Annotated in this window: 20 protein-coding genes and 1 other RNA gene; 6 read left to right on the plus strand and 15 right to left on the minus strand. The window is 44.1% G+C overall.

The features are described from left to right. Nucleotides 1-50: 50 nt before the first annotated feature. The 3 genes from M3191_RS04085 to M3191_RS04095 all read right to left on the minus strand — a co-directional run bounded on the left by M3191_RS04085 (nt 51) and on the right by M3191_RS04095 (nt 3,001). A complete protein-coding gene (locus M3191_RS04085) occupies nt 51-383 on the minus strand; it encodes a YolD-like family protein (RefSeq protein ID WP_251698295.1) in 333 nt (110 codons plus the stop codon). 374 nt (nt 384-757) lie between these two features. Beyond that, nucleotides 758-2,011, minus strand: a complete 1,254-nt coding sequence (locus tag M3191_RS04090) for a DinB/UmuC family translesion DNA polymerase (protein ID WP_251698297.1) — start codon at nt 2,009-2,011, stop codon at nt 758-760. A 282-nt stretch (nt 2,012-2,293) separates the two neighbouring features. Then, entirely contained in the window at nt 2,294-3,001 is a 708-nt protein-coding gene (locus tag M3191_RS04095) for a M23 family metallopeptidase (RefSeq protein ID WP_251698298.1), read from the minus strand. A 209-nt stretch (nt 3,002-3,210) separates the two neighbouring features. On the opposite strand from M3191_RS04095, the gene M3191_RS04100 reads away from it, so the two are divergent. Beyond that, nucleotides 3,211-3,591 (plus strand): hypothetical protein, encoded by a 381-nt coding sequence (locus M3191_RS04100; RefSeq protein WP_251698300.1) that lies wholly within the window; start codon nt 3,211-3,213, stop codon nt 3,589-3,591. Nucleotides 3,592-3,685: 94 nt separating this feature from the next. Here the strand turns inward: M3191_RS04100 and M3191_RS04105 are convergent, their stop codons facing one another. The 3 genes from M3191_RS04105 to M3191_RS04115 form a co-directional block, all read right to left on the minus strand. After that, nucleotides 3,686-4,486 carry a DUF6612 family protein gene (locus tag M3191_RS04105; RefSeq protein ID WP_251698302.1) on the minus strand — a complete coding sequence of 267 codons (801 nt, stop codon included), beginning with the start codon at nt 4,484-4,486 and terminating at the stop codon, nt 3,686-3,688. Nucleotides 4,487-4,653: 167 nt separating this feature from the next. Further along, the gene (gene menC / locus M3191_RS04110) at nt 4,654-5,766 is read right to left on the minus strand and encodes an o-succinylbenzoate synthase (protein ID WP_251698304.1); all 1,113 of its coding nucleotides are present in this window, start codon (nt 5,764-5,766) and stop codon (nt 4,654-4,656) included. A gap of 64 nt (nt 5,767-5,830) precedes the next feature. Continuing rightward, nucleotides 5,831-6,919 carry a branched-chain amino acid aminotransferase gene (locus M3191_RS04115; RefSeq protein ID WP_251698306.1) on the minus strand — a complete coding sequence of 363 codons (1,089 nt, stop codon included), beginning with the start codon at nt 6,917-6,919 and terminating at the stop codon, nt 5,831-5,833. A gap of 89 nt (nt 6,920-7,008) precedes the next feature. Between M3191_RS04115 and M3191_RS04120 the strand changes: the two genes are divergently transcribed. The 3 genes from M3191_RS04120 (at nt 7,009) to M3191_RS04130 (ending at nt 9,578) form a co-directional block, all read left to right on the plus strand. Beyond that, nucleotides 7,009-7,548: a transcription repressor NadR gene (locus M3191_RS04120; protein ID WP_251698308.1), complete on the plus strand. Its 540-nt coding sequence runs from the start codon at nt 7,009-7,011 to the stop codon at nt 7,546-7,548. 210 nt (nt 7,549-7,758) lie between these two features. Next, nucleotides 7,759-9,210 (plus strand): PQQ-dependent sugar dehydrogenase, encoded by a 1,452-nt coding sequence (locus tag M3191_RS04125; RefSeq protein WP_251698310.1) that lies wholly within the window; start codon nt 7,759-7,761, stop codon nt 9,208-9,210. 161 nt (nt 9,211-9,371) lie between these two features. Continuing rightward, complete coding sequence (locus M3191_RS04130; protein WP_251698312.1) at nt 9,372-9,578, plus strand: hypothetical protein; 207 nt, start codon at nt 9,372-9,374, stop codon at nt 9,576-9,578. A gap of 240 nt (nt 9,579-9,818) precedes the next feature. Here the strand turns inward: M3191_RS04130 and M3191_RS04135 are convergent, their stop codons facing one another. After that, nucleotides 9,819-10,463: an HD domain-containing protein gene (locus M3191_RS04135; RefSeq protein WP_435368136.1), complete on the minus strand. Its 645-nt coding sequence runs from the start codon at nt 10,461-10,463 to the stop codon at nt 9,819-9,821. 145 nt (nt 10,464-10,608) lie between these two features. Here M3191_RS04135 and M3191_RS04140 point away from each other — a divergent pair, with 145 nt between their 5' ends. Next, on the plus strand, nt 10,609-10,812 hold the full coding sequence (locus M3191_RS04140; protein ID WP_060208284.1) for a cold-shock protein: 204 nt from the start codon (nt 10,609-10,611) through the stop codon (nt 10,810-10,812). Between the two features lie 52 nt (nt 10,813-10,864). Here the strand turns inward: M3191_RS04140 and M3191_RS04145 are convergent, their stop codons facing one another. Further along, nucleotides 10,865-11,053, minus strand: coding sequence for a zinc-finger domain-containing protein (locus M3191_RS04145; protein ID WP_251698317.1), 189 nt, complete (start codon nt 11,051-11,053; stop codon nt 10,865-10,867). Nucleotides 11,054-11,132: 79 nt separating this feature from the next. On the opposite strand from M3191_RS04145, the gene M3191_RS04150 reads away from it, so the two are divergent. Further along, nucleotides 11,133-11,543 (plus strand): ribonuclease HI family protein, encoded by a 411-nt coding sequence (locus tag M3191_RS04150; RefSeq protein WP_251698319.1) that lies wholly within the window; start codon nt 11,133-11,135, stop codon nt 11,541-11,543. Between the two features lie 36 nt (nt 11,544-11,579). Here the strand turns inward: M3191_RS04150 and M3191_RS04155 are convergent, their stop codons facing one another. From M3191_RS04155 to gpsB, 7 genes are all read right to left on the minus strand, one after another. Then, on the minus strand, nt 11,580-12,182 hold the full coding sequence (locus M3191_RS04155; protein ID WP_251698321.1) for a metallophosphoesterase family protein: 603 nt from the start codon (nt 12,180-12,182) through the stop codon (nt 11,580-11,582). Nucleotides 12,183-12,198: 16 nt separating this feature from the next. Next, complete coding sequence (locus M3191_RS04160; RefSeq protein WP_251698324.1) at nt 12,199-13,020, minus strand: sulfurtransferase; 822 nt, start codon at nt 13,018-13,020, stop codon at nt 12,199-12,201. Nucleotide 13,021: 1 nt separating this feature from the next. After that, nucleotides 13,022-16,627 (minus strand): dynamin family protein, encoded by a 3,606-nt coding sequence (locus tag M3191_RS04165; RefSeq protein WP_251698327.1) that lies wholly within the window; start codon nt 16,625-16,627, stop codon nt 13,022-13,024. Nucleotides 16,628-16,766: 139 nt separating this feature from the next. Continuing rightward, a complete protein-coding gene (locus tag M3191_RS04170; protein WP_251698329.1) occupies nt 16,767-18,683 on the minus strand; it encodes an ATP-dependent DNA helicase in 1,917 nt (638 codons plus the stop codon). 68 nt (nt 18,684-18,751) lie between these two features. Continuing rightward, entirely contained in the window at nt 18,752-19,879 is a 1,128-nt protein-coding gene (locus M3191_RS04175) for a THUMP domain-containing class I SAM-dependent RNA methyltransferase (RefSeq protein ID WP_251698331.1), read from the minus strand. A 141-nt stretch (nt 19,880-20,020) separates the two neighbouring features. Next, nucleotides 20,021-20,415, minus strand: an RNA gene (gene rnpB / locus M3191_RS04180) — RNase P RNA component class B. 72 nt (nt 20,416-20,487) lie between these two features. After that, the gene (gene gpsB, locus M3191_RS04185; RefSeq protein WP_251694620.1) at nt 20,488-20,784 is read right to left on the minus strand and encodes a cell division regulator GpsB; all 297 of its coding nucleotides are present in this window, start codon (nt 20,782-20,784) and stop codon (nt 20,488-20,490) included. Nucleotides 20,785-20,838: the final 54 nt, after the last annotated feature.

A 20,838-nucleotide genomic window follows, 5' to 3' on the forward strand; every position in this document is an offset into this window, starting at 1 on the left:
TTGAATAGTCTATCAAAAGTCCGAACAATAGAAAAGGTACGAAACTCAAATTATTCGGATTCTGAAATACTTTTCAGGTGGACAAAGGGGATGCGATGTGTTTCGCCGTTGTCGGAAATGAGGTGCAACGTTCCGTCCAGCGTGTTGATTTTTTGGATGTATCCTTTGCTTTCCGCTACTTTTTCGTGGTCCCAATAGTGTATGAAAATTCGCAAATTCCTTTCTGCAGCTTCGTGGATTTGATAGTTCCATTGTTCGAGTTGCTGTTCATCGGGCTGTTGCCTTAGTTGATGCTCGTCTTCTTTTTGCCATTCGCGCAGCTGTTCGAGATGTTCGGGCAGCATCATCGACGTCCATTTAATACGTCCTCGATCACGGATCATCTTATCATCTCCCTTGACTAATTAATAACCGGATTTCCGCTTCAGGCGGACGCTTTCCGCGGGCGTCGCTTCAGCCTCCTCACTTCGCTCCGCTTCGTTGCGGGGTCTTCTGCTGACGCTTTTCCCGCAGGAGTCGCCGCCTTCCGCTCCAATCCTAGAAGATACTTAATTTAAAAGTTCAATTGATAACCACAGGGAATTATTCCACAAATTTCCATAATACAAGAAATGACCAACAAAGATGAGGTGAAAAAATACCTGTTGACACGCAGAGAAACTTGAAGGTGAGTTGGCTGAATTAAAACGAAAACTAAATGATGTTGGCTAATAGACACCCGACTCCTGACCAAGTTGGATGGTTTTTTTATATGCGTCTACTTGTAGTGCCCGCCGATGAGTTTGGAGCGATGAACGGCGGTTCCTGCGTCTGTGTAGGAAACTGCTCGCAATATAGCTGTGGAGCCGTATTTTTTGCGCAATGAATCCATTGCTTCCCCGAGTTGGCGATTGCGCCATTTATGCTGATCGAAAAGGCTGAGCTGCATGGCATATTCGTTTTCAAGATTTGCCAAGCTGATGGCGATGCGCCGTACGGGACGGCCGTCGTGGAATTCGTCGAGCAGCTTTGTGCAAAGCCGGTAAATAGCCATCGTGTCATTTGTCGCCTCATGCATCGAACGGGAACGGCCGAAGCCTCCTCCAAGTGAATTCTTCGAATAGCCAATGGACAGATGGACCGTCCGACCCGCCTTGCCTGCCTGCCTCGCCCGCAATGCGACATCTTCACACATTTCGAGGATGACAGCGAGGATGTCTTCCCGCTTCGTGTAATCGCGGTATAGAATCTGCCCCTTTCCGTAGCTGATCTGTCCTTCAATGAGCGGCGCACCGAGATCGGACAAGTCGATGCCGTGTGCATGATGATACAATTGATTGCCCATGACGCCGAATTTGGTTTCAAGCCGTTTGAGAGGAGTACGGGCCAAATCACCCACTGAGAAGATCCCCATATTGTTCAGCGTCCTTTCAAGCCGGCTGCCGATGCCCCACATCCGGCTAAGCGGCGCGACCGGCCATAGCTTCGACGGGACATCTTCGTATGTCCAACGTGCGAAGCCGGTCTTTTTTGCATCCAAATCGAGGGCGAGCTTCGCCATGAGCATATTCGGCCCCATGCCGCAGGCGGATCGGAGCTGGTATTGGCTGACAAGCTCGTCTTGGATTCGCTCGACCGTTTCCTCAGGGTCACCCCATAGCCGCTCGGTCCCTCCCAAGTCAATGAAGCTTTCGTCGACGGAGTACACGTGGATCGCCTCTTTCGGCACATAACGGTTCAAGTTTTTGGCGATTTCCATCGAAACATCGATGTAAAACTGCATTTTCGGTTCAATCAACCGGATGGATGGGTCATCCGGGATTTCATAGAGCCGCATTCCGGTCTGCACACCGAATTCCTTCTTCAACGCGGGAGAAGCAGCCAGGACGATGCCCCCTTTCCGTTCTTTATTGCCGATAATCGCAATCGGCGTATCCATAACATCGAGCCCTTCGATTGCAGCCGCACAACTGGCATAGAAGCTTCGCATATCCAGACATACAATTTTCCGGTCCGGCAAATCTTCATACATGCATATCCCTCCCGAAAGTAAAAAGAACATCCGTTCTGTATAGTATACCCAGAACAGATGTTCATATTCAATGGTCCTTATTGCCAATTGGGAAAAATGGAAAGTGGACTTTTGTGGAATAGTCTATTGGACTTATATTCTGCAAATAAAAAAGCATCCATCCTCAAAAGATAGACGCTCCTCCATCTTATTTCGCTACTATATTACTTCTCCGGCAGCTTGGACTCTTCAATATCGCTGAAATAGCATTTTCCTGACGGTACCCTTTTATGCAGTTTTAATTTATTCCCATTCATCAAGTCTATGGAATCTTATTCTATCCTTATTTGTTGGAATCCCATTATTTACTTTTTCCCATATGCCATTATTAAATATTTCATATTTTTCAAAGGCAACAGGCAATCCGTTTGCAGTAGCTATGTCACTACTATCCATAAGTTGAAAATGCAAATGCGGAGCAAAGGAGTTACCAGAATGACCAACCCTACCAATAATTTCACCTTTTTGCACATGCTGACCAACTGCAACCTGAATTGACCCCGTTTGAAGATGGACTAATCCAGCATATACATTGTCGGCACATTCTATAATAATGTAGTTCCCAGCAACTGATTGTATGTCGTCTTTTTTGGGGTCGAAATAATGAGCGTTTTTATAAGCGTTTGACATATCTGAAAGCAATTTTGTTCTTGCTCGTTCTTTATAACCATCCTCAGCTTGGAGAATGATTCCTTCACAAGGAGCAAATATTTCTTGTCCCCAACAATAATATTCATCTACGGGAACCCCAAAAAGTAGATATTGCGCCAAACTAGTGCGATAGGCGGGCCAGCCCATTCTTTCCCAATCGACCTGAACAAAGTCATAAGCATATCTTGATCCTAATCGGTTTGTACCGTGACTCGGAATTTTTGTCCCCGGCGTATTAGGAGAGTACCATTCACCTCTCAAAGGAAACTCAACAATTATTGGCTCAAGGTCGTCAATCATCTTATATCCCCCCTCTGTTGATTCATTACCTACATTACTGAAAATGACTAGTCCTACAAGGGTAAGTCCCAGTTTTTGTGATATCAATTTACATGAATTACAATGAAATTAAACGCTACCTTTCAAAGTCATAACCGTCTAATTAATTAAACAGGGGGTAAAGAATTCTGAAAACCTTAAAATTGTTCATCTTAATTGGGACATTTTCAATGTTATTAGTAGGTTGTTCAAACGATTTACAGAACACGGAACAAAGTATAGTAATCGAAAAGCGTATTGGCGATGAAAATAATTATGAAGACTTCAGAGAGGTCACCGATAATGAGCAAGTGCAAAAATTGAAAGAGATTTTAAAGGATGTAAATTGGATAAATGCAAAAGCAGAAATGGCATACCCTCCTGATTATAAATTTGCATTTCGTTATAAAAACCCTAATATTGAAGCCAAAGCCGTATTATACCAACTATGGATAACTCCAAACAAAGATAAAGTAGAACTCATTGGTGTTAATCAATATGTTAAATTAGACAAAGGTATGTCAGCAGAACTATTTGAAATCGTTACAGGAGAGAAATTAACGGATCAGTGAAGCATCTGCCAAATGGCATTGCGTCCAATCAGATCATAATAAAACACCCCAGAAGCTTAACTATAACTTCTGGGGGTGTTCTTGCTTCTTCATTTCATTCCGTTGCCAAATCACTGACTTCCTTCGGCAACTTGAAGTCTTCAATGTCATTGAAATAGCTATACGTCGCATTCAATTTCTGACGCGAACGATATGAATTGCCATCGCGATAATTCCTCATGTCGGAAGACCATTTGAAGCTCGTCACGTAAGACGTGTTTTTATTGAATGTGATAACCAATTCAATTTTGTCAACGATGTTGAAGCCATCCTGAGATGGTCCGATATCTGGGAAAAGTTCTTTAATCCGCTTGTAATCGTTGCGGTCTAGTGACAATTTCAATGCATATCCATACTCAATCGGTTCGAGTACAAACTCGTCCTCGAATTCTTTGAATTTGGACAGGTCAAGCATTGGATGTGATTCGGCAGCTAGCGTTCCGAACAACTCTTCGATCGATCCGGCTGGCAGCTCTTCCCAGTCATTTTCCTTTTCAGGCTTTGCAAACGTCCGGTCACCCACTTGGTATAAATCTTGCTTCCAGCTTCTCACGCCTCGCGGGGAAATGATTGATTTCTGGCGTACTTTTATCGGATCAAGGAAAGCGTCAATCGTCATATCGAATTTCGCGCCAGCTTTTTCAGGATTTTCGATATCTCCGTCATACACAGTCACTGCGTAATCATCGTAGACAATATGGGCTCGTACAGCTTTCAACGATTCTTCCATTGCTTTTTGGGATTTATCCAATAAATCTCCAGCCGTCATTTTCTTTTGAGCCGTTCCTGGATTGCTGCAAGCGGCCAGCAAAAGAACGAGTGAGCCGACAGCAAGGGCATTAATAATTTTTTTCACAAATAAACTTCCTCTCTACAAAACCTACATTCATTTTACTGGAATCTGCGCACTTCATCAATCCATTAGACGGATATTCTGCAAGAGAAGTTGCATGGAACACGAAACTGAAAAAGTTCTCGTTTAAACCGAAAGAGTTCTCATTCTTGCGGATTCCGTCATTCCATTCAGTCTTCTTTAAAATGCCATATGTCCGTCATGAATTCCTCAATCGCACGAAAATTGGGTGAAAAACCGATTCCGGGAACAGTCGGAACAGTTATATAGCCATTCTCCACAACCACTTCGGGCTCAATAATATCCTTTTCCCAATAACGGGACGAGCCTGCCGTATCGCCTGGAAGATTGAAATTCGGGAGTGATGTTAATGCAATATTATGGGCGCGCCCGATTCCCGCCTCCAGCATGCCGCCGCACCAGACGGGAATCCCTCTCTCCATGCAATAATCATGGATCCGCTTCGCCTCAGACAAGCCGCCGACTCTCCCGATTTTCACATTGATGACTTTAGTGCTTCCAAGCTCGACCGCTTTCCTTGCGTCTTCAAATGAATTGATGCTTTCATCAAGACAGATCGGCGTCTTTAACTGTTTCTGCAAAACCGCGTGATCAATAATGTCATCGTGTGCGAGCGGCTGCTCGATCATCAGAAGGTCGAATTCATCAAACCGCTTCAACAGGTCGATATCATCTAGTGAATAGGCCGAATTCGCATCCGCCATGAGCGGAACTTGCGGAAAAGCGGATCTCAATCCCCGGAGGACGTCAACATCAGCTCCAGGCTTGATTTTCACTTTGATCCGTTTATAGCCTTCCTCCAAATACCTTTGCACTTTATCAACCAAATCGGCTAAATCCTTTTGAATGCCGATACTGATGCCGACTTCAATCCGCTCGCGTTGACCGCCTAACGCTTCTGCCAATGAAATGCCTTTCCGTTTCGCGTACAGATCCCAAATGGTGCATTCTAAAGAGGCCTTCGCCATATTGTTTCCCCGGATCGGCGCAAAGTGGCTGCCGACGTCATCAGGATGGCTAATTTCCTTCCCAAGCAGAAGCGGGATAAGGAAATCACGAAGCATATGTATGTTCGTTTCCACCGTTTCTTCCGTATACCATGGCGCGTCGAATGCAACCGATTCGCCCCAGCCTGTATTCCCCAGCTCATCACAAACTTCCAACAGAAGAAAATGCTTATCCTGCATCGTACCGAAACTCGTTGAAAAAGGCTCTTTCATTCTCATTTTCATCTTGCGGATTGTCACTTGGGTAATTTGCAAAATCGATACCCCTTTCTTATAAATTCGTAAAAAACACCCTGCCGCTACGACAGGATGCTTGTACTTACTTTACTGTTTCAACGTCAACTGTCATCCGCCATCCGAACGGATCTTCCGCTCTTCCGGTCTGGATGCCCGTCATCGTGTCATAGACTCTTTGTGCCAAGTCGCCGATCTCTCCGTTATTGATGGTGATTTTCTTTTCGTTCCAATAAAGCTCACCGATTGGAGAGATGACCGCTGCAGTTCCCGTGCCGAAAGCTTCTTCCAAAATCCCCGACTGATATGCTTCGTAAAGCTCTTCCATGGAAATCTTACGTTCAGTAATAGGAATGTCCCAATGTTGGAGCAATTCAATGACGGATTTTCGTGTGATTCCTTCTAAAATGCTTCCGTTGAGCTCGGGTGTAACGACTTCACCGTTCAATTTGAAGAAGACGTTCATCGCGCCGACTTCCTCGATGTATCGGTGTTCTTTCCCATCGAGCCAGAGTACTTGCGAATAGCCTTTCGCTTCCGCCACTTCTTGGGCTTTCATTGCGCCGGCATAGTTGCCTGCCGTTTTTGCACTGCCTGTCCCACCCGTTACCGCACGGACGAATTCGGACTCGACCGCAATCTTGACAGGATTGATGCCTTCTTTATAATAGGCACCGACCGGCGAAAGAATGATCATGAAGCGGTACGTTTTCGATGGAGCGACACCAAGATACGGTTGCGTCGCAAAGATGAATGGCCGGATATAAAGAGATGTCCCTTCAATATTGGGAATCCAGTCTTTATCGACTTGGATCAGTTTCCGAAGACCGGAGAGAGCGAGTTCTTCATCGAAAGCCGGAATGCAAAGCCTTTCATTCGAACGGTTTAATCTTTTCATATTCTCTTCAGGTCGGAAAAGGAGCACTTCTTCATCATCCGTCACATATGCCTTCAGTCCTTCGAACACTGTTTGGCCGTAATGGAATACCATTGCCGCAGGATCGAGCAAGATCGGTTCATACGGAACAATCTTCGGATCATGCCAACCTTGCCCTTCCGAATAATCCATCGTAAACATATGGTCGGTAAATATCGTCCCGAAGGAAAGCTGATCGAATGCCGGCTTCGTTTTCGGATTCAAGGTATTTTCAACTTCGATTACTGAATTGGTCATCGTAAATCCCCCTTCTGCTATGTATTTTTTCATTATACACGAAACTGTGGCAACGGATATGGTAAAATGGTTGAAATGGAGGGATGACATTGACTGGAACTGAGAAAATGCCCGGAGAAGAACGCCGGCAATTGATTTTGGAAACTCTGCAGAAAGCGGACAATCCGATGACAGGCAAAGAGCTTGGTGAACTGACAAATGTCAGCCGCCAAGTCATCGTCGGAGATATAACATTATTAAAAGCGAAGAAGGAACCGATACTTGCAACAAGTCAAGGGTATATCTATATGCATGCATCGGCAGGACCGGAGAAAATCGAGAAAGTGCTCGTCTGCCACCATACACCCGAGCAGACCGAGGAAGAGTTGAACATCCTCGTCGATCATGGGCTGACTGTGAAAGATGTGAAAATTGAGCACCCCGTCTACGGAGATTTGAGTGCCTCGATCATGGTGGCGAATCGTCTGGAAGTGAAGGAATTCATGAGGCGGGTAAATGAAGCGAACGCGGTTTATCTGGCCAAGCTTGCTGAAGGCGGCATCCATCTTCATACGGTCATCGCGGACGAACAACATCAAATTGACAATGCCGAAATCGCATTGAAAAAAGCGGGTATCCTCGTCGAATGACGAATATTAATTCAGAAGAAGATTTCATATGACTCAAAACCTTTATACAACAAGGTTTACCGTTCTACATCATCTTTCAATAGATGATGTTTTTCGTTTTTCGCATAAAAAATGGTGCGATACTTTGCCAGATGCGTCGCCCTTAATTTGGACTAATAGAACAATCCTAATCATATTCTAAAGAAAACAATCAGAGGAGTGTAAAGTTAGTTGAGAGAAGTTAAGGTTGGTTTACGACCCGTTGTAAACAATATAAATTTACCCACTGTTATGAAAACAGCTATACTTCCGGGGGACACAATTGAAAGGCTATTTATTGCAACCCAGATAGGAGAAATCTATTACATAGGAAACGGGGATATAAGAAATTTTTTAGATATTCGTCCGCGCGTCTTAAAACTAGGTGCTGCTGGTGGAGGTTATGACGAACGGGGATTGCTTGGTCTAGCGTTTCATCCCAGTTTTTATTATAACGGTCTGTTTTATCTTCATTATTCAGTAGCTGGAACACAAGGTCCAGGTGCTCTACCTCAGTCAGAAGCTGCAAGACCAGCTCAAAATGCTCTTCCTGAATTTTTTAATCCTAATCCGTGTGACCCTAGTACCTTAAACCTAAGGTGGATAAATAGGGAAACGCAATATGATCATATTGATACAGTTGAAGAATGGATTATACAATCAAATGGTCAACCTCAAAAACGGCGGACGTTACTTAATTTAAGAAGGCCATTTTTTAATCATAATGGTGTCAACAGCTTAAACTTTTCACCTGAAACAGGAAAACTTGTGTTAACAACCGGAGATGGTGGATCTGGCTATGATCCATTTAACTTAAGTCAGAACGATATGGAAATTGCGGGTAAAATAATTGAAATTGATGTAACTAAGAATACATTTATCAATAATCCACCCGTAGTCACACGTTTTAATGAACTTCCAGTAAGCATTCAGGAAGCACTAACTGTAATTGCTAAAGGGGTTCGAAATATACCAGGCATTTCATATCAAAGGTTTTACAATCAATATATCAAGTATGTGGGAAATGTCGGACAGGATTTAGTAGAGTCGATTTTTTCATACGTTCAATATAAACCAATACCGGTTACTCAGCTCATTCAAGCTTCTTTAAGAAACGCTGAATCTGACCAGGAAGGATTTATTAACTTTGGCTGGCGTGGGTGGGAAGGTGCTTTTCCTACTTCGATAATAAGGGGCTGCTCTGCAAATCCGACATTGGATGAGAAAACAATTGCTTATTACAATGATGCAGTAAAAACCTCATTTAAGCGTCTTCAGCCTTTAACTAGTTATTTTCATCAAGATCCCCGACCCGATAAGTTTGGAGGAACTGCGCTTACAGGAGTGCAAGCCTACATGGGGAATGGAATACCCGATTTAACGGGAAGCGTTGTGTTTACCGATATCGCCCGGGATGAGGGATCTCAACCGGGTAGAGGAGTTTTAGCTTATACCAGAGTAAGAACAGATGGTAAACCAAATGATTTTAGTGTTATACAAACTGATTATAATTTTGGGTCTCAATCAGCTCATTATGTTAGTTTAGGAACGAATCTAAATCAAACCAAGCTTTATTTAGGGGTTTATGGCTCTCTGAATGTGACAGACTATAACAAAGGAACCATCTTTGAAATTGTTCCATGATCTGTAACTCTAATCTTTACTCAATACTAGATTGGTCGCATTCTCATATGATATTGAAATATAAACGAAAAGTGACCGACAGTATCTGAAAAATACTGTCGGTCCTTATATTTAGAGAGTAGGCAACTTATCTATTAATAGCCGTAAGGACGGTTGTATGGTTGGTTGTAGTATGGATAGTATGGATAGCGAGAGTATGGTGGGTATGGTGGGTATGGTGGGTAGAATGGGTAAATCGGGAAAAATGGGTATTGAAAACGTGGGCGACGTCTTCTGCGACGTCTTCCGTAACTGTCGTATTCGTAGTCATCATCATCGTATCTGTCGCGATCGAAATCAAATCGTGTCAATATTTCTCCTCCTTTTGATGTCAGTTTAGGTTATGTAATGTAAGGTATGACAGTCTGTGCATTCGCCTATAGTTAACATTGCTAAACTTAATTGGTCCAACAAAAGATTTACAAAAAGACACCTGAATTAGATCTCCTATAAATCACCTTATCGACATTAGTTTACCCCCCCTTGGACCTCCAAAGGGGGGGGACTCTTCAACTCACTTTTTCATTTGAAAATAATTGTTAACCAAACCACGAAACCATTATGGCAGCTTATTTGCCGTTTCCATCAAAACCGGTTTCCGCCTTCAATTGTTCCAAGAATTCAATCATGAAGGCGTGGCGCTCCTCGGCAAGACGCTTTCCTTCCTCGGTCACCATCAAATCTTTCAATAAAAGCAGCTTCTCATAAAAATGCGTGACGGAAGCCGTGTTCCTGGAACGGTACTCATCCTCGGACATTTCTGTCCTCGCGATTTCATCCGCATCGTATAATTTCCTTCCCCTCGCTCCTCCAAAAGCGAACGTCCGGGCAATACCGATTGCGCCGATTGCGTCGAGGCGATCCGCATCCCTGACAATCGCACCTTCAATTGAAACAATTTCTTCTTCGTTGCCGCCATTGAACGAAACACTTTTGATCGTTTTAAGAACCTTCATCGCCAACTCGTCATCTGCACCTGCGAAATGGAGCAGCTCTGATGTGGACATGTTGCCGTTTGTTTTATATTTAGGATCATCGATATCATGAAGCAGGACAGCAAGCTTAATGACTGTCAATTCCGCTTCAGGCATTGTAAGCGCAATCTCCTCCGCATTTTTCATAACCCGTAAAATATGATCATAATCATGGCTGGCATCGAATTTCCTATAAATATCGATTACCCGCTCAGTTACATTTCTTATTATCGTTTCCATAGTATCCATCCTTTTTTAATTCTTATAAAGATCAAATCGACTGAAGATTTAGGCGTGTCGTTGACGTTAATTGTCGATTCATGTATAGTAAATGCATCCATGTTAATAATGGGGAAGACATTGAAATGCCGAGGGAGGAATAAGCATGTACCAAGGTAAAGTAAAATGGTTCAGCAATGAAAAAGGTTATGGTTTCATTGAAACGGATAACGGTGAGGACGTGTTTGTCCACTATACTGGCATTATGTCAGAAGGATTCAAGACATTGGATGAAGGCCAGACCGTATCCTTCGAAATCATAGAAGGTAACCGCGGACCCCAAGCGGCAAATGTCTTGACTATAACATGAATGATGATTGATTATATGTACAATATCCCGCCTAGAAAATCCAGGCGGGATATTATTTTGTCAATTTATTCATTTCATTCCCTAAAAATTGAAGTTGTTCCCCGATTGTGCATGTTTGGATGCAAAACTGATGCGCCCCAGTTTTCCCGATGTCCTTCGCCTGTTGCCTTTTGACAAAACATCCTGCACAATACGTATCAAGCACTTCATTGATTTCATTCATGACTGTCAATTTATTCATAGCAGCCTCCCGGTAAAGTCGTTCATTCATTTTAATATGCTTCTCAGCAGGTTGCAACAAAGAAAAGGAGAGATGAAGCATGATCGAATTATACGTTGATGGCGCAAGTGCCGGAAATCCAGGCAAGAGCGGCATCGGGATATACATCAAAGGGGAAGGAAAGATTGTCAAATTCTCCGAACCGATTGAGCCGACGAACAATCATACAGCAGAGTTCATAGCCCTTCTTCGCGGAATGGAGGAAGCCGCAAAACTGACAAATGGAATCGTTTCGGCACGCTCCGATTCAAAAGCTGTCGTCTCGGCTGTGGAAAATGAGTTTGTGAAAAACGAATTACATAAGGACTATTTGAATAAAATCCTATCCATTGCCAAATCGTTCGATTTCTTTTTCATCAAATGGATACCAGATACCGAAAATCGCGCTGCGGACGCACTTGCCCGGGAAGCGATCCATAAACAAGGGAAAAAGGACGGGGAAGAAAAGTAATGAGAATCATTCCCCGTCCAGCAATTATCCTTTACCCTACTTCGCTTTCATGAATGTAACGGTGTCTTGCATGTTGTCGTAAAGCACCCATTCCTTATCGGAAACGACTGCACCGACATTGACGAGGGTTTGGCCGTCCTTCACCTCATATGGATGATCGAAAAGGATGACTTCTTCCTCAGTTCCATTTCGCAGCAACCGTGAACGGTGACTATGGCCATAGAACGTAAGGTTTTTCGACACTTCCGCTTCTAATAAGGACCACGGTTCACCGCCCCACTTCCATTGATGGCCGTGGATCACTTCCGCCTCGCCAAGTTCAATTCTTTCAGGCATCGCGGAAAGCAATCCAAGCAAAGGGTCATCCGTTTCCGTTATGAACAAAATTCGTTCTTCCTGATTCCCTTTTACTGATGGGAAAGTTAGCAGCTCTACAAACCCTTTGGGTATAAGCATTACCTCTTCAAGGCTTGCAAACGTGCGTTCATTCACAAAGCGCTTGCTGATCGTACATTCGAACAGATCCCCGGTGCCGATCAAAACAGCTCCGGGTGCCCGTTCTTTAATATGGGAGAGGACGTCCGATAAATCCTCTTTTGAGGAATGAACATCCCCTATAATTGCATATTGCATTTTCATGGTCCACCGCCTTCATTTACCCCTTTTCCACTTCTACGATTTCCCTTGAAATCCAGTCGCTATAACTTCCTACATACAACTTGACGTGCTCATAGCCATTTTGTTTCAGCATCGCAAATAACGGAGCGGCTGTTACACCGCTTCCACAGTATACGACGATTTCTTCATCATGCTTCACGATTACGGAAAGCTGCTCACCCACAGCGTCACTCAAGTTAAAAGAACCGTCTTTTTTCAACTGCTCCCAGTCGAAATTCAATGCCCCGGGAATATGTCCAGCGATCGGGTCGATCGGTTCGACTTCTCCGCGATACCGTTCAGCGGAACGTGCATCAAGCAGCACATTGCCTGTTTTCCCTTCTACCGTCTTTTCGACGAATTCACGAGTGGCAAAGATACTTTCATCCCAGACAGGGACGACATTGGAAGGTACAGACGCATCCGTACTTTTGGATACAGGAACCCCCATTACCGCTAATTCCTCGAAGCCTTCCTGTAAAATGAAGGAGTTTTTGAATCCCCCGTATTGGAGAATCCACCAAGCCCTTGCCGCAAAAGGGCTGCCGCCGTCATCATATATAAATATCCGGTCATCGAGTTCTAGACCGCTCTTCCTGAATAATGATGTCAACGACTCCTTGGCGGGCAATGGATGCCTTCCCGCTTTCTTCGTCATATCGGAAAGGTCATTCCCGAGATGCCAGTAGAGCGCCCCTTTAATATGCCCCTCTTCAAACTTTTTTCTCCCCAATTCACTGTCCTGCAATGAAAAACGTGCATCAATCCATTTTACATCTTTAGTATCCAATTCATTGACCGACTTGAAAACTACACTCATTTCAACTCATCCCCTTCAGTTGAATTTTCTTATGGATTGCTCTCCATTCCTCCAATTGCTCGGTATCCTGCAAGAGGGAGCGCTCGGATTCAATCTGCTTGTTGCTCTGGTTCAGTAAATGAAGCCGCAACCCTTCCGCTTCCGCCTCGATCCACTGCTCCGACCAAAACTCGATCCGTTCTTTTTCCTTACCTAAATAGATAGCGGCATCTTGTTTCAACCGTTCTTCCAGCTGGTTTTTCAATACGAGCCGTTCGCCTCTTTCGAAAAATGACTTCTGATTTTTAAATGAACGGTTGACATCTTTATACATGGCCGGATTTTCGAAAGGCGTGGTGAACGACAGCATTTCGGACTTTTCCGTTTCATACGGTGAAGGGGAAATGGAACTGTCCTGACCGTTAAGGAACCGCACTTCGGAACGCTCCCGCTCCTTCAATAACTTATTCATGAAATTGAGCATGCGTAAATTGGTCACTTTCAACTCTTGTGTCAAATCAAAACCGACCATGTGTACCGTTTCAGCAAGTGCCATCGTTAGTGCCTTTTCAGCCGGATGATTGGCAAACGTTGACGGACTATAGCCTTCCTTGAAGAAGTCTCCAAAACGAAGGAATACCCGCTGTAAAATATAGTAAACCAATTCATTCAATTCATTGCTGGAAGCTTTGCGGAACACTTCTGCAAAACCATGTGCATAACGTGCCCGCACCTCCTGTTCAAATCGGTCGAGTTCCACCAAGCGCTCGGCCTTACGAGATTTATTTGCTTTCGCACGTTCAATTAATATTGCAAGCCTGTTGACGGCTTTAGCAGCTTCTTCGTCCAATGCCTGAACGGCAAGCCCTTTCAGGTCATCCTTCAAGAAATGGTTGAAATGCTGTTCAAAAACTTCCATGGAGCTATCCATACGACCGTCGATCTTCGCTTCCAATGCCTGCAAGCTAGAAATGCCGTGAACTCGTGGATGACGGATCCCGAAAGCAGCCAACTCCTGTTCAACGAATGAAAGGACGGTCTCCGCTTCCTCCGCATCATTCGCCAAGTCAATCGCATTAACGATGAAGAACATCTTATCCAATTCAAATGCATCTTTCACTCGTCCAAGCTGGATTAGGAATTCACGGTCGGCTCGCGCAAAGGCATGATTATAATAAGTGATGAAAAGAATTGCGTCAGCATTCCTTATATATTCGAAAGCGACGTCAGTATGCCGCGCATTGATGGAGTCTGCCCCTGGTGTATCGACAAGGGTGATGCCTTGCCTCGTCAAAGGACAGTCAATATACAAATCAATTGAGTCGACGAAGCAGCTCCGTTCCTCTTCCGCGACGAATCGGGTAAATTCGGTTTGATGGACATTCATGACAGTCCCGAGTTTATCCTTATATACCGGGTAGCCGGTCTGAAATGCACGAATGAATGTTTTGTGAATGTGCAAGCTTTCGTTTTCCAGCTCTTTCCCTAAGACGACACCGGCTTTTTGGAACGCGTCTTCCAATGTTGAAATCGGCATCCCGAGCGCTTCAAATGAAACTGCCACGTCTTCGGTCATCTGGCTATTCGTTTTTAAATGAACATCCGCTGTCCGATCCTCTTTCCCTGCTGCAATCGGTCTGATCCTGTTAATCGCGGCTGTTGTCGGGTTAGGAGAAACCGGCAGCACACGGTCACCGATCAAAGCATTGGAAAAGGAAGATTTCCCGGCGCTGAACGCACCGAATAAAGCGACAGTGAACTCCTGACTAGAAAGCCGATCCGCTTTATTCCGCAAATACTCGGCCGTCTCCGAAAATCCGGGAATATCCATCACCGAATGAGCGATATGAAGCGCCTGATCGATGATACTTTCCGCGTCAGGACCTTTAGAATGAACTTCCATTGTTCTTACTTGGCTATGCTCGACCGATTCAGTTTCCGTCACGCTTGCCGCCGCTGTTTCCAATTCATCGAGTTCAATGGTTTCAATGTCCGGCCTCATTTCCCACTTCTTGAGTAAAGAATAACCGGAAGCCTGTAAGGTTGCAGTCGGTGCTGCTAGACTAGCAGTGAACTCGGCCTGTTGATGTTCGATTTCGTTCACTTGTGCAATGGCCGCAAGCTTTCGCTCAAGCGTGTGGATTGTTTGAAGGAGCGCTTCCAATTGTTCATTACCTGCGGATGCGGCAATTGCGGACATTTCTTGTTTCCAGTCTTCTGTCCGTCTTCGGAAAACCTGCTGGATGGCAGTCTTCATCTGCTCCGCCATATTCAGTACAGTATCTCCGGTAACGACATCAGAAACATTCAAAGTTATGTCAATCTCCTCGAAAGGCACCGACATATCCATTTCGTCAATAGTAATGGACCGCTCATCCGTCATCAACCCTGCGTCTTTGAGCGTCTTTTTCATAAGTGCTTTCAAATGCACTTCAATTTGTGTATGTATCAGCTTTGATAGGTTGGAAGCTAAGTGATCCTTTCTCCTCGCCCTTTCCTCTGCTGTTTTTTTTGCACCGAATAATAAGCCTACCTTGAATCGAGGGGATTTCGACTCCAAATAATCCTTCAATAGCTCGCGCGTTTCAAAAGGGGTGATCGATGCGTTTCTAAGTAATTCATTCCGTTCCCTTTCAAATGTTGCGTACAACTCATCCCCCGACAGAAGGGAAGCACGTTTCTTCAACCCAGTCAATTCTGCCGAAAGCTCTTCGTACTCATTCCACTCTTCATCGGAAACGATATCCGCATATGCCGCTCTGCACTCGGATTTCTCATCTTCAAGAAATTCGAGGTGCTCCTTTTTCAATTTCAAAAGCGATTGTTCAGCATTCTCCAGGAAATGATCTTTCCAATTGACAATCGAGCCTTCAACGATGTCTTTCACTTTTTCAAAATCGTTGAAAGGAAGATTATCGGATTTCAAGGATGTATAGAAGATTCCTTTAGGTTCGACACCCCATAGTTTGAAAGAATCTTCAACGGATTTTTTGAAGTCCTCAAAAGGCAATTCACTTTCCCGATGCTTGTCAATTTGGTTAATAATCAGATAGACATTGGTGTTATACCGCAATAACTCTTTTGTGAACTTGAAATTCAGTTCCGACTGGACATGATTGTAATCCATCGTGTAGAAAACGAGATCAGCTAGGTGAAGTGCCGATTCTGTAGACAACCGATGGGCGTCATCTGTCGAGTCAACTCCTGGCGTATCCATAACTGTTATCGCTTCAGGTAACTTGGATCCGGGATGCCCGATTTCAATAAGAGAAATTTCCTCTCCGTCTTTACTGAAGGATTTGATCGCCTCAAAGAAACGATGACCTTTGTACTTCACGAGCGAGCCATCCGTCCGATGGATGATTGCAAATTCTTCATCGGCCTTCTTCACTTTGACGATATTTGCGCTCGTCGGGATTGGACTGGTCGGCAAAAAGTCCTCGCCTGTCAATGCATTGATCATGGAGGATTTACCTGCAGAGAAATGGCCTGCAAATCCGATGACAAATTCTTCATCCATTACTTTTCGTGCTAAGGAAGCTGCTTTCTTTACACGATCCTCGTCATGATTCTTGTTAAATAAATGACCGTAAATAGCTGTTTTTTCTAAAATATCATTAGTAAACATAATATTCGATCCTTCCTAACATTCTCTATCTACTATACCATTTTTCTTTATGTGATCGTTTTGATTGAGTATTCGGAGTTATGTATAAGAAAAGCTGCCTATATCGAGCACCCTCGATGAGACAGCTTTTATTCATTCCTTATTTCTTGACGAACGTTTGGAGCTCCACCGGAAAAATGCCGGCAATCAGTTCTTTCATTTCCTGTTCACTATTCTCCAACAGTATATGCACCGTTCCGGAATCTTCCGATGTCCGAATCAGGCGACCTGCACCTTGCCTTAAACGGAGAAGCATGAATGGCAGATCCACTTCTGCAAACGGGTTTTCAGCATGCTTCCTGCGCGCATCAAAGAGAGGATCGTGAGGAGGAAACGGCAGGTCGTAAATAATGACCCGGGTAAGGGCATCTTGCGGGATATCAAGACCTTCCCATAAATGATACGAACATAGTACGGAAATTTCCTTCTGCTGGAAGTCGCGGATAATGGATGATAATTCCCGTTCCCCTTCGAAAGCGATTCCGGTTCTTTGTTCTTCAATTAATTCTGCCCGAAATCTTTTCATCGATTGTTCCGATTTGAACAGCAACAATGTTTGCTGTCCATCCTTCAACAAGTCCATCACATATTCGGGCTTTTCCCCTATGTTGAGATCAGCTGCAATGACTTCCATCTTCTCTTCGTAGTCGAAAGGAGATTCCACTGAAAATGAAAGGAAATCATCGATGCCAAGACTATCTAATATATACCTGAAATCCTGTCCGACTGAAAGCGTCGCGGATGAAAAGATAATTGGAACATTGGATGAAAACAGCTTTTCTTTTAATATATCTGTGACAAGTCGTGGCATGATGATGAGCGTCATCCCATTTTCATTCTGTTCTAACCAATCGACCGCATCATTTTCGGAGACGAATAATTCCATAGAGTAAATATATTGCTCCAAGTATTCCTCGACCATTTTCAAATCATATTCCGGAATGATATATAGCTCACCTTCAAAGACGAACTCTTCGAGCAGTGACGTTGAGATGGAGATCGCTTCCCTACCGGCCGAGTGAATTTCCCCGGTTTTTCGGATTGCTTTCCGTTCATCCCCGTTCTCTTCCGTTGCGGACTGTAATAGACGGAAGAAATGTTCATGCACATCAATTAAACGTTCCATTAATTGGAGTGTCTCTTCACGCACTCCGTCAACCATTACCCGTTCCAATAGATTGAGTAACGTATGATTTTGAACCTCATACGTGAGTGCACGTTGAGCGGAATATTCAAGTAGATGCCCTTCATCGAAAACAATCATGGATACATCAGGCAACAGCGGCATTTGGCCTTGGCGCTTTCTCGATTCTTGTGTCCAAATATGCTCCATATAGAAGTCATGCGAGCAAATGATCAAGTCCGCCGCTTCACGATAATGATTCCGGTGGATTGTCTGTCCGCAGCGATTTCGGACATCACACGCCGCACATTGTTGGATAGGATGGAAATTCATTGTTTTCCATTGCTCGTCATTCAAATGAGGATATTCCGATCGCTCTCCATAAGGAAAAATCGATTGCAAAGAAACATTGCCGTTTACGAAGTCCGGCAATCCGCTATGCACATTCTCCGCAAATTCTTCTGTCGATGCGTCTACTGCTTCATCCAATCTCTTCAGACATAAATATTGATCTCTTGCTTTTGCAAGACGGACGTCAATATCGATTTTCAACGCATCGCTTATTTTGCGGATATCTCCCTCTTCTTTCACAAGCTGATCAATCAATGTTTCATCCGCACAGGAAATCAGAGCGGGTTTGCCCGTATATCTCGCATAAGCGATAGCCGGCAATAAATAGGCGATTGTCTTCCCCGTTCCGACACCGGCTTCCGCCAGAAGGACTTTTTTCTCTTTCAGCGCTTGTTCAATTTGAAATGCCATATAGATTTGTTCATCTCTGCATTCGAATCCCTTTTCGGTCAAATCATCATACAATGTATCGCCAATCCAGTCATTCAAGGATTCATAGAATGATTTTTCTTTTGTTAATGAAAATGGCATTTTTCTTTTCATTTGCGCTCCCCTTCCTTTTCACACATGGAAACGGAAGAGGCATGACCTCTTCCGTTTTCTCTGCTTGCTTATTTTCGTTGGCCCCAGTATTGGTAAAAGTCTGTCCGGATGAATCCATTGAACAGCTTTCGTTTCTTCGTAGCTTTTTTTCCGTACATCGTTTCAAAGTTTTCCAATGAGGACAACATGTATACGGACCAAGAAGGATACCTATCCATTATATGACCGAGGATCTGGGCAAGTTCCTCAGCTTCCTCGATTTCACCTAATCGTTCTCCATAAGGAGGATTGCCGACAAGCACGCCATTCAAACCTTCAACAGTCAAATCCTTGACGTCACGCTGCTCAAAGCGAATCATGTCCATGAAGCCTGCTTCAACTGCATTTTGCTGTGCTACTTTGATCATTCGGGGATCTACGTCGAAACCTGTAATATCCAACGGCTGGTCATACTTCGCAATATCTTCCGCTTCTTCCCTGACACGGTCCCAAATTGCCTGATCCATCCACGGCCATTCCTCACTGCTGAAGTCACGGTTATATCCTGGTGCAATCTGCTGCCCGATCATTGCCGCTTCGATTGCAATCGTTCCAGATCCGCAAAACGGGTCAACGAACGGTCTGTCCGGATTCCAACGCGTCAATTTGACGAGGGCCGCCGCCATTGTCTCTTTAAGCGGAGCATCCCCCTGTCCGACACGATATCCGCGTTTATGCAAGCCGGCCCCGCTTGAGTCGATTGTCAATGTAACTTTATCTTTCAAAATGGATACTTCAAGTTTAAATAATGGACCTGTTTCGTCTAAGAAACCGACCCGATTATATGCAGTCTTCAAACGTTCAACAATCGCTTTTTTCACGATTGCCTGGCAGTCAGGTGTACTGTACAATGTCGATTTCACCGATTTTCCAGCGACAGGGAATTTTGCATCTACAGGCAAATATTGTTCCCAAGGAAGGGATTTCGTCTGTTCAAAAAGGTCATCGAACGTCGTTGCAGTGAATTCACCGACTATGATGCGGACACGATCCGCGACACGTAGCCACATGTTTGTTTTGGCAATTGCTGTTTCATCGCCTTCGAAATAGATTTTGCCGTTCTCGGTTTGTGTGTGGAAGCCTAGTTCCTTCACTTCATCTGCAACAATCGATTCAAGCCCCATGGCGGATGTGGCGACCAATTTATAGTTTGTCATGCATTTCCAACTCCAATTCTAATCGTATCTATATGTAGTCTGCCTACTATTGTCATTTACATCAATTTTTATCCCAAATAACAAAGAAATGCTCTCCAATCGAAAAGGAGAGCATTGATTGTTATGTTGAACCATCGTAAATTCGATAAGCCATGTTTTGTTCCCGTGTACTCAAACGGCTTGCGCCTCGTACTTAGGGTGGTAATCATCTATCTACAGACTCGTCTAAAGAAGTGTCTGTCCCTTCATCCGTTAAATTCCTTCAGAAGAGCGCCCCTACCATAATTTGGGTTTCTCGCTCGTGGGGTTTACCGCGTTCCATCCTACCCGTTTCCGAGTCGGCTACGTCACTGTGGCACTTTTCAGGGAACCTCATCCATATGTGCAAGCACACGTAGGACTTATCCCCGCCGTCAATGCGCATTGCGCAAAGCCCCGGCTTATCTTTTCGCCGAGCACGAACACTACGGTCATCTCAGAACCGTGCGAGCATGGACTTTCCTCTACAACTGATGTTGCAGCGATTACCTGAATTCACACTATGGTTACAATAGTATACTGCAATTTTCGACAAATATCAACGTTTTTCTTCTACGCCAATCACTTGCTTATTCGTGATCGTACAATTTGCTGCCGAATACGTGCTTCTCCAAATTTGAAATCCGTTTCAACAGATCGAAGTTCGTTGTATTGGCATTCGTTGCCGCTGGACGTTTGACTGCTGAAGCAAGTTCATCCTTCAGCTTTTCATTTTCCATACGTAATTCCGAAATTGTTTTTTTAAAGGCTTCATAATCCTGAATTACTGTGTCCAGGAATAAATCCACATCTTCTTGATTATATCCACGTAAACCTGTTTTAAATTCTTTTTCAAGTATTGATTTAGAATCAAGCTTTATTTCCATAAAATGACGCCCTTCCATCAATGTTTACATGTCGCAAGTATAGCATATTTTGTA

This window comes from Sporosarcina luteola (assembly GCF_023715535.1).
In the GTDB taxonomy this organism is placed as follows: Bacteria; Bacillota; Bacilli; order Bacillales_A; family Planococcaceae; genus Sporosarcina; species Sporosarcina luteola_B.

Coding starts and splice junctions, on each gene's coding strand:
- M3191_RS04085 (WP_251698295.1), bottom strand. CDS start 383: ATGATCCGTGATCGAGGACGTATTAAATGGACGTCGATGATGCTGCCC.
- M3191_RS04090 (WP_251698297.1), bottom strand. CDS start 2,011: ATGTATGAAGATTTGCCGGACCGGAAAATTGTATGTCTGGATATGCGA.
- M3191_RS04095 (WP_251698298.1), bottom strand. CDS start 3,001: ATGATTGACGACCTTGAGCCAATAATTGTTGAGTTTCCTTTGAGAGGT.
- M3191_RS04100 (WP_251698300.1), top strand. CDS start 3,211: ATGTTATTAGTAGGTTGTTCAAACGATTTACAGAACACGGAACAAAGT.
- M3191_RS04115 (WP_251698306.1), bottom strand. CDS start 6,919: ATGACCAATTCAGTAATCGAAGTTGAAAATACCTTGAATCCGAAAACG.
- M3191_RS04135 (WP_435368136.1), bottom strand. CDS start 10,463: ATGGAAACGATAATAAGAAATGTAACTGAGCGGGTAATCGATATTTAT.
- M3191_RS04140 (WP_060208284.1), top strand. CDS start 10,609: ATGTACCAAGGTAAAGTAAAATGGTTCAGCAATGAAAAAGGTTATGGT.
- M3191_RS04145 (WP_251698317.1), bottom strand. CDS start 11,053: ATGAATAAATTGACAGTCATGAATGAAATCAATGAAGTGCTTGATACG.
- M3191_RS04150 (WP_251698319.1), top strand. CDS start 11,133: ATGATCGAATTATACGTTGATGGCGCAAGTGCCGGAAATCCAGGCAAG.
- M3191_RS04155 (WP_251698321.1), bottom strand. CDS start 12,182: ATGAAAATGCAATATGCAATTATAGGGGATGTTCATTCCTCAAAAGAG.
- M3191_RS04160 (WP_251698324.1), bottom strand. CDS start 13,020: ATGAGTGTAGTTTTCAAGTCGGTCAATGAATTGGATACTAAAGATGTA.
- M3191_RS04165 (WP_251698327.1), bottom strand. CDS start 16,627: ATGTTTACTAATGATATTTTAGAAAAAACAGCTATTTACGGTCATTTA.
- M3191_RS04170 (WP_251698329.1), bottom strand. CDS start 18,683: ATGAAAAGAAAAATGCCATTTTCATTAACAAAAGAAAAATCATTCTAT.
- M3191_RS04175 (WP_251698331.1), bottom strand. CDS start 19,879: ATGACAAACTATAAATTGGTCGCCACATCCGCCATGGGGCTTGAATCG.
- gpsB (WP_251694620.1), bottom strand. CDS start 20,784: ATGGAAATAAAGCTTGATTCTAAATCAATACTTGAAAAAGAATTTAAA.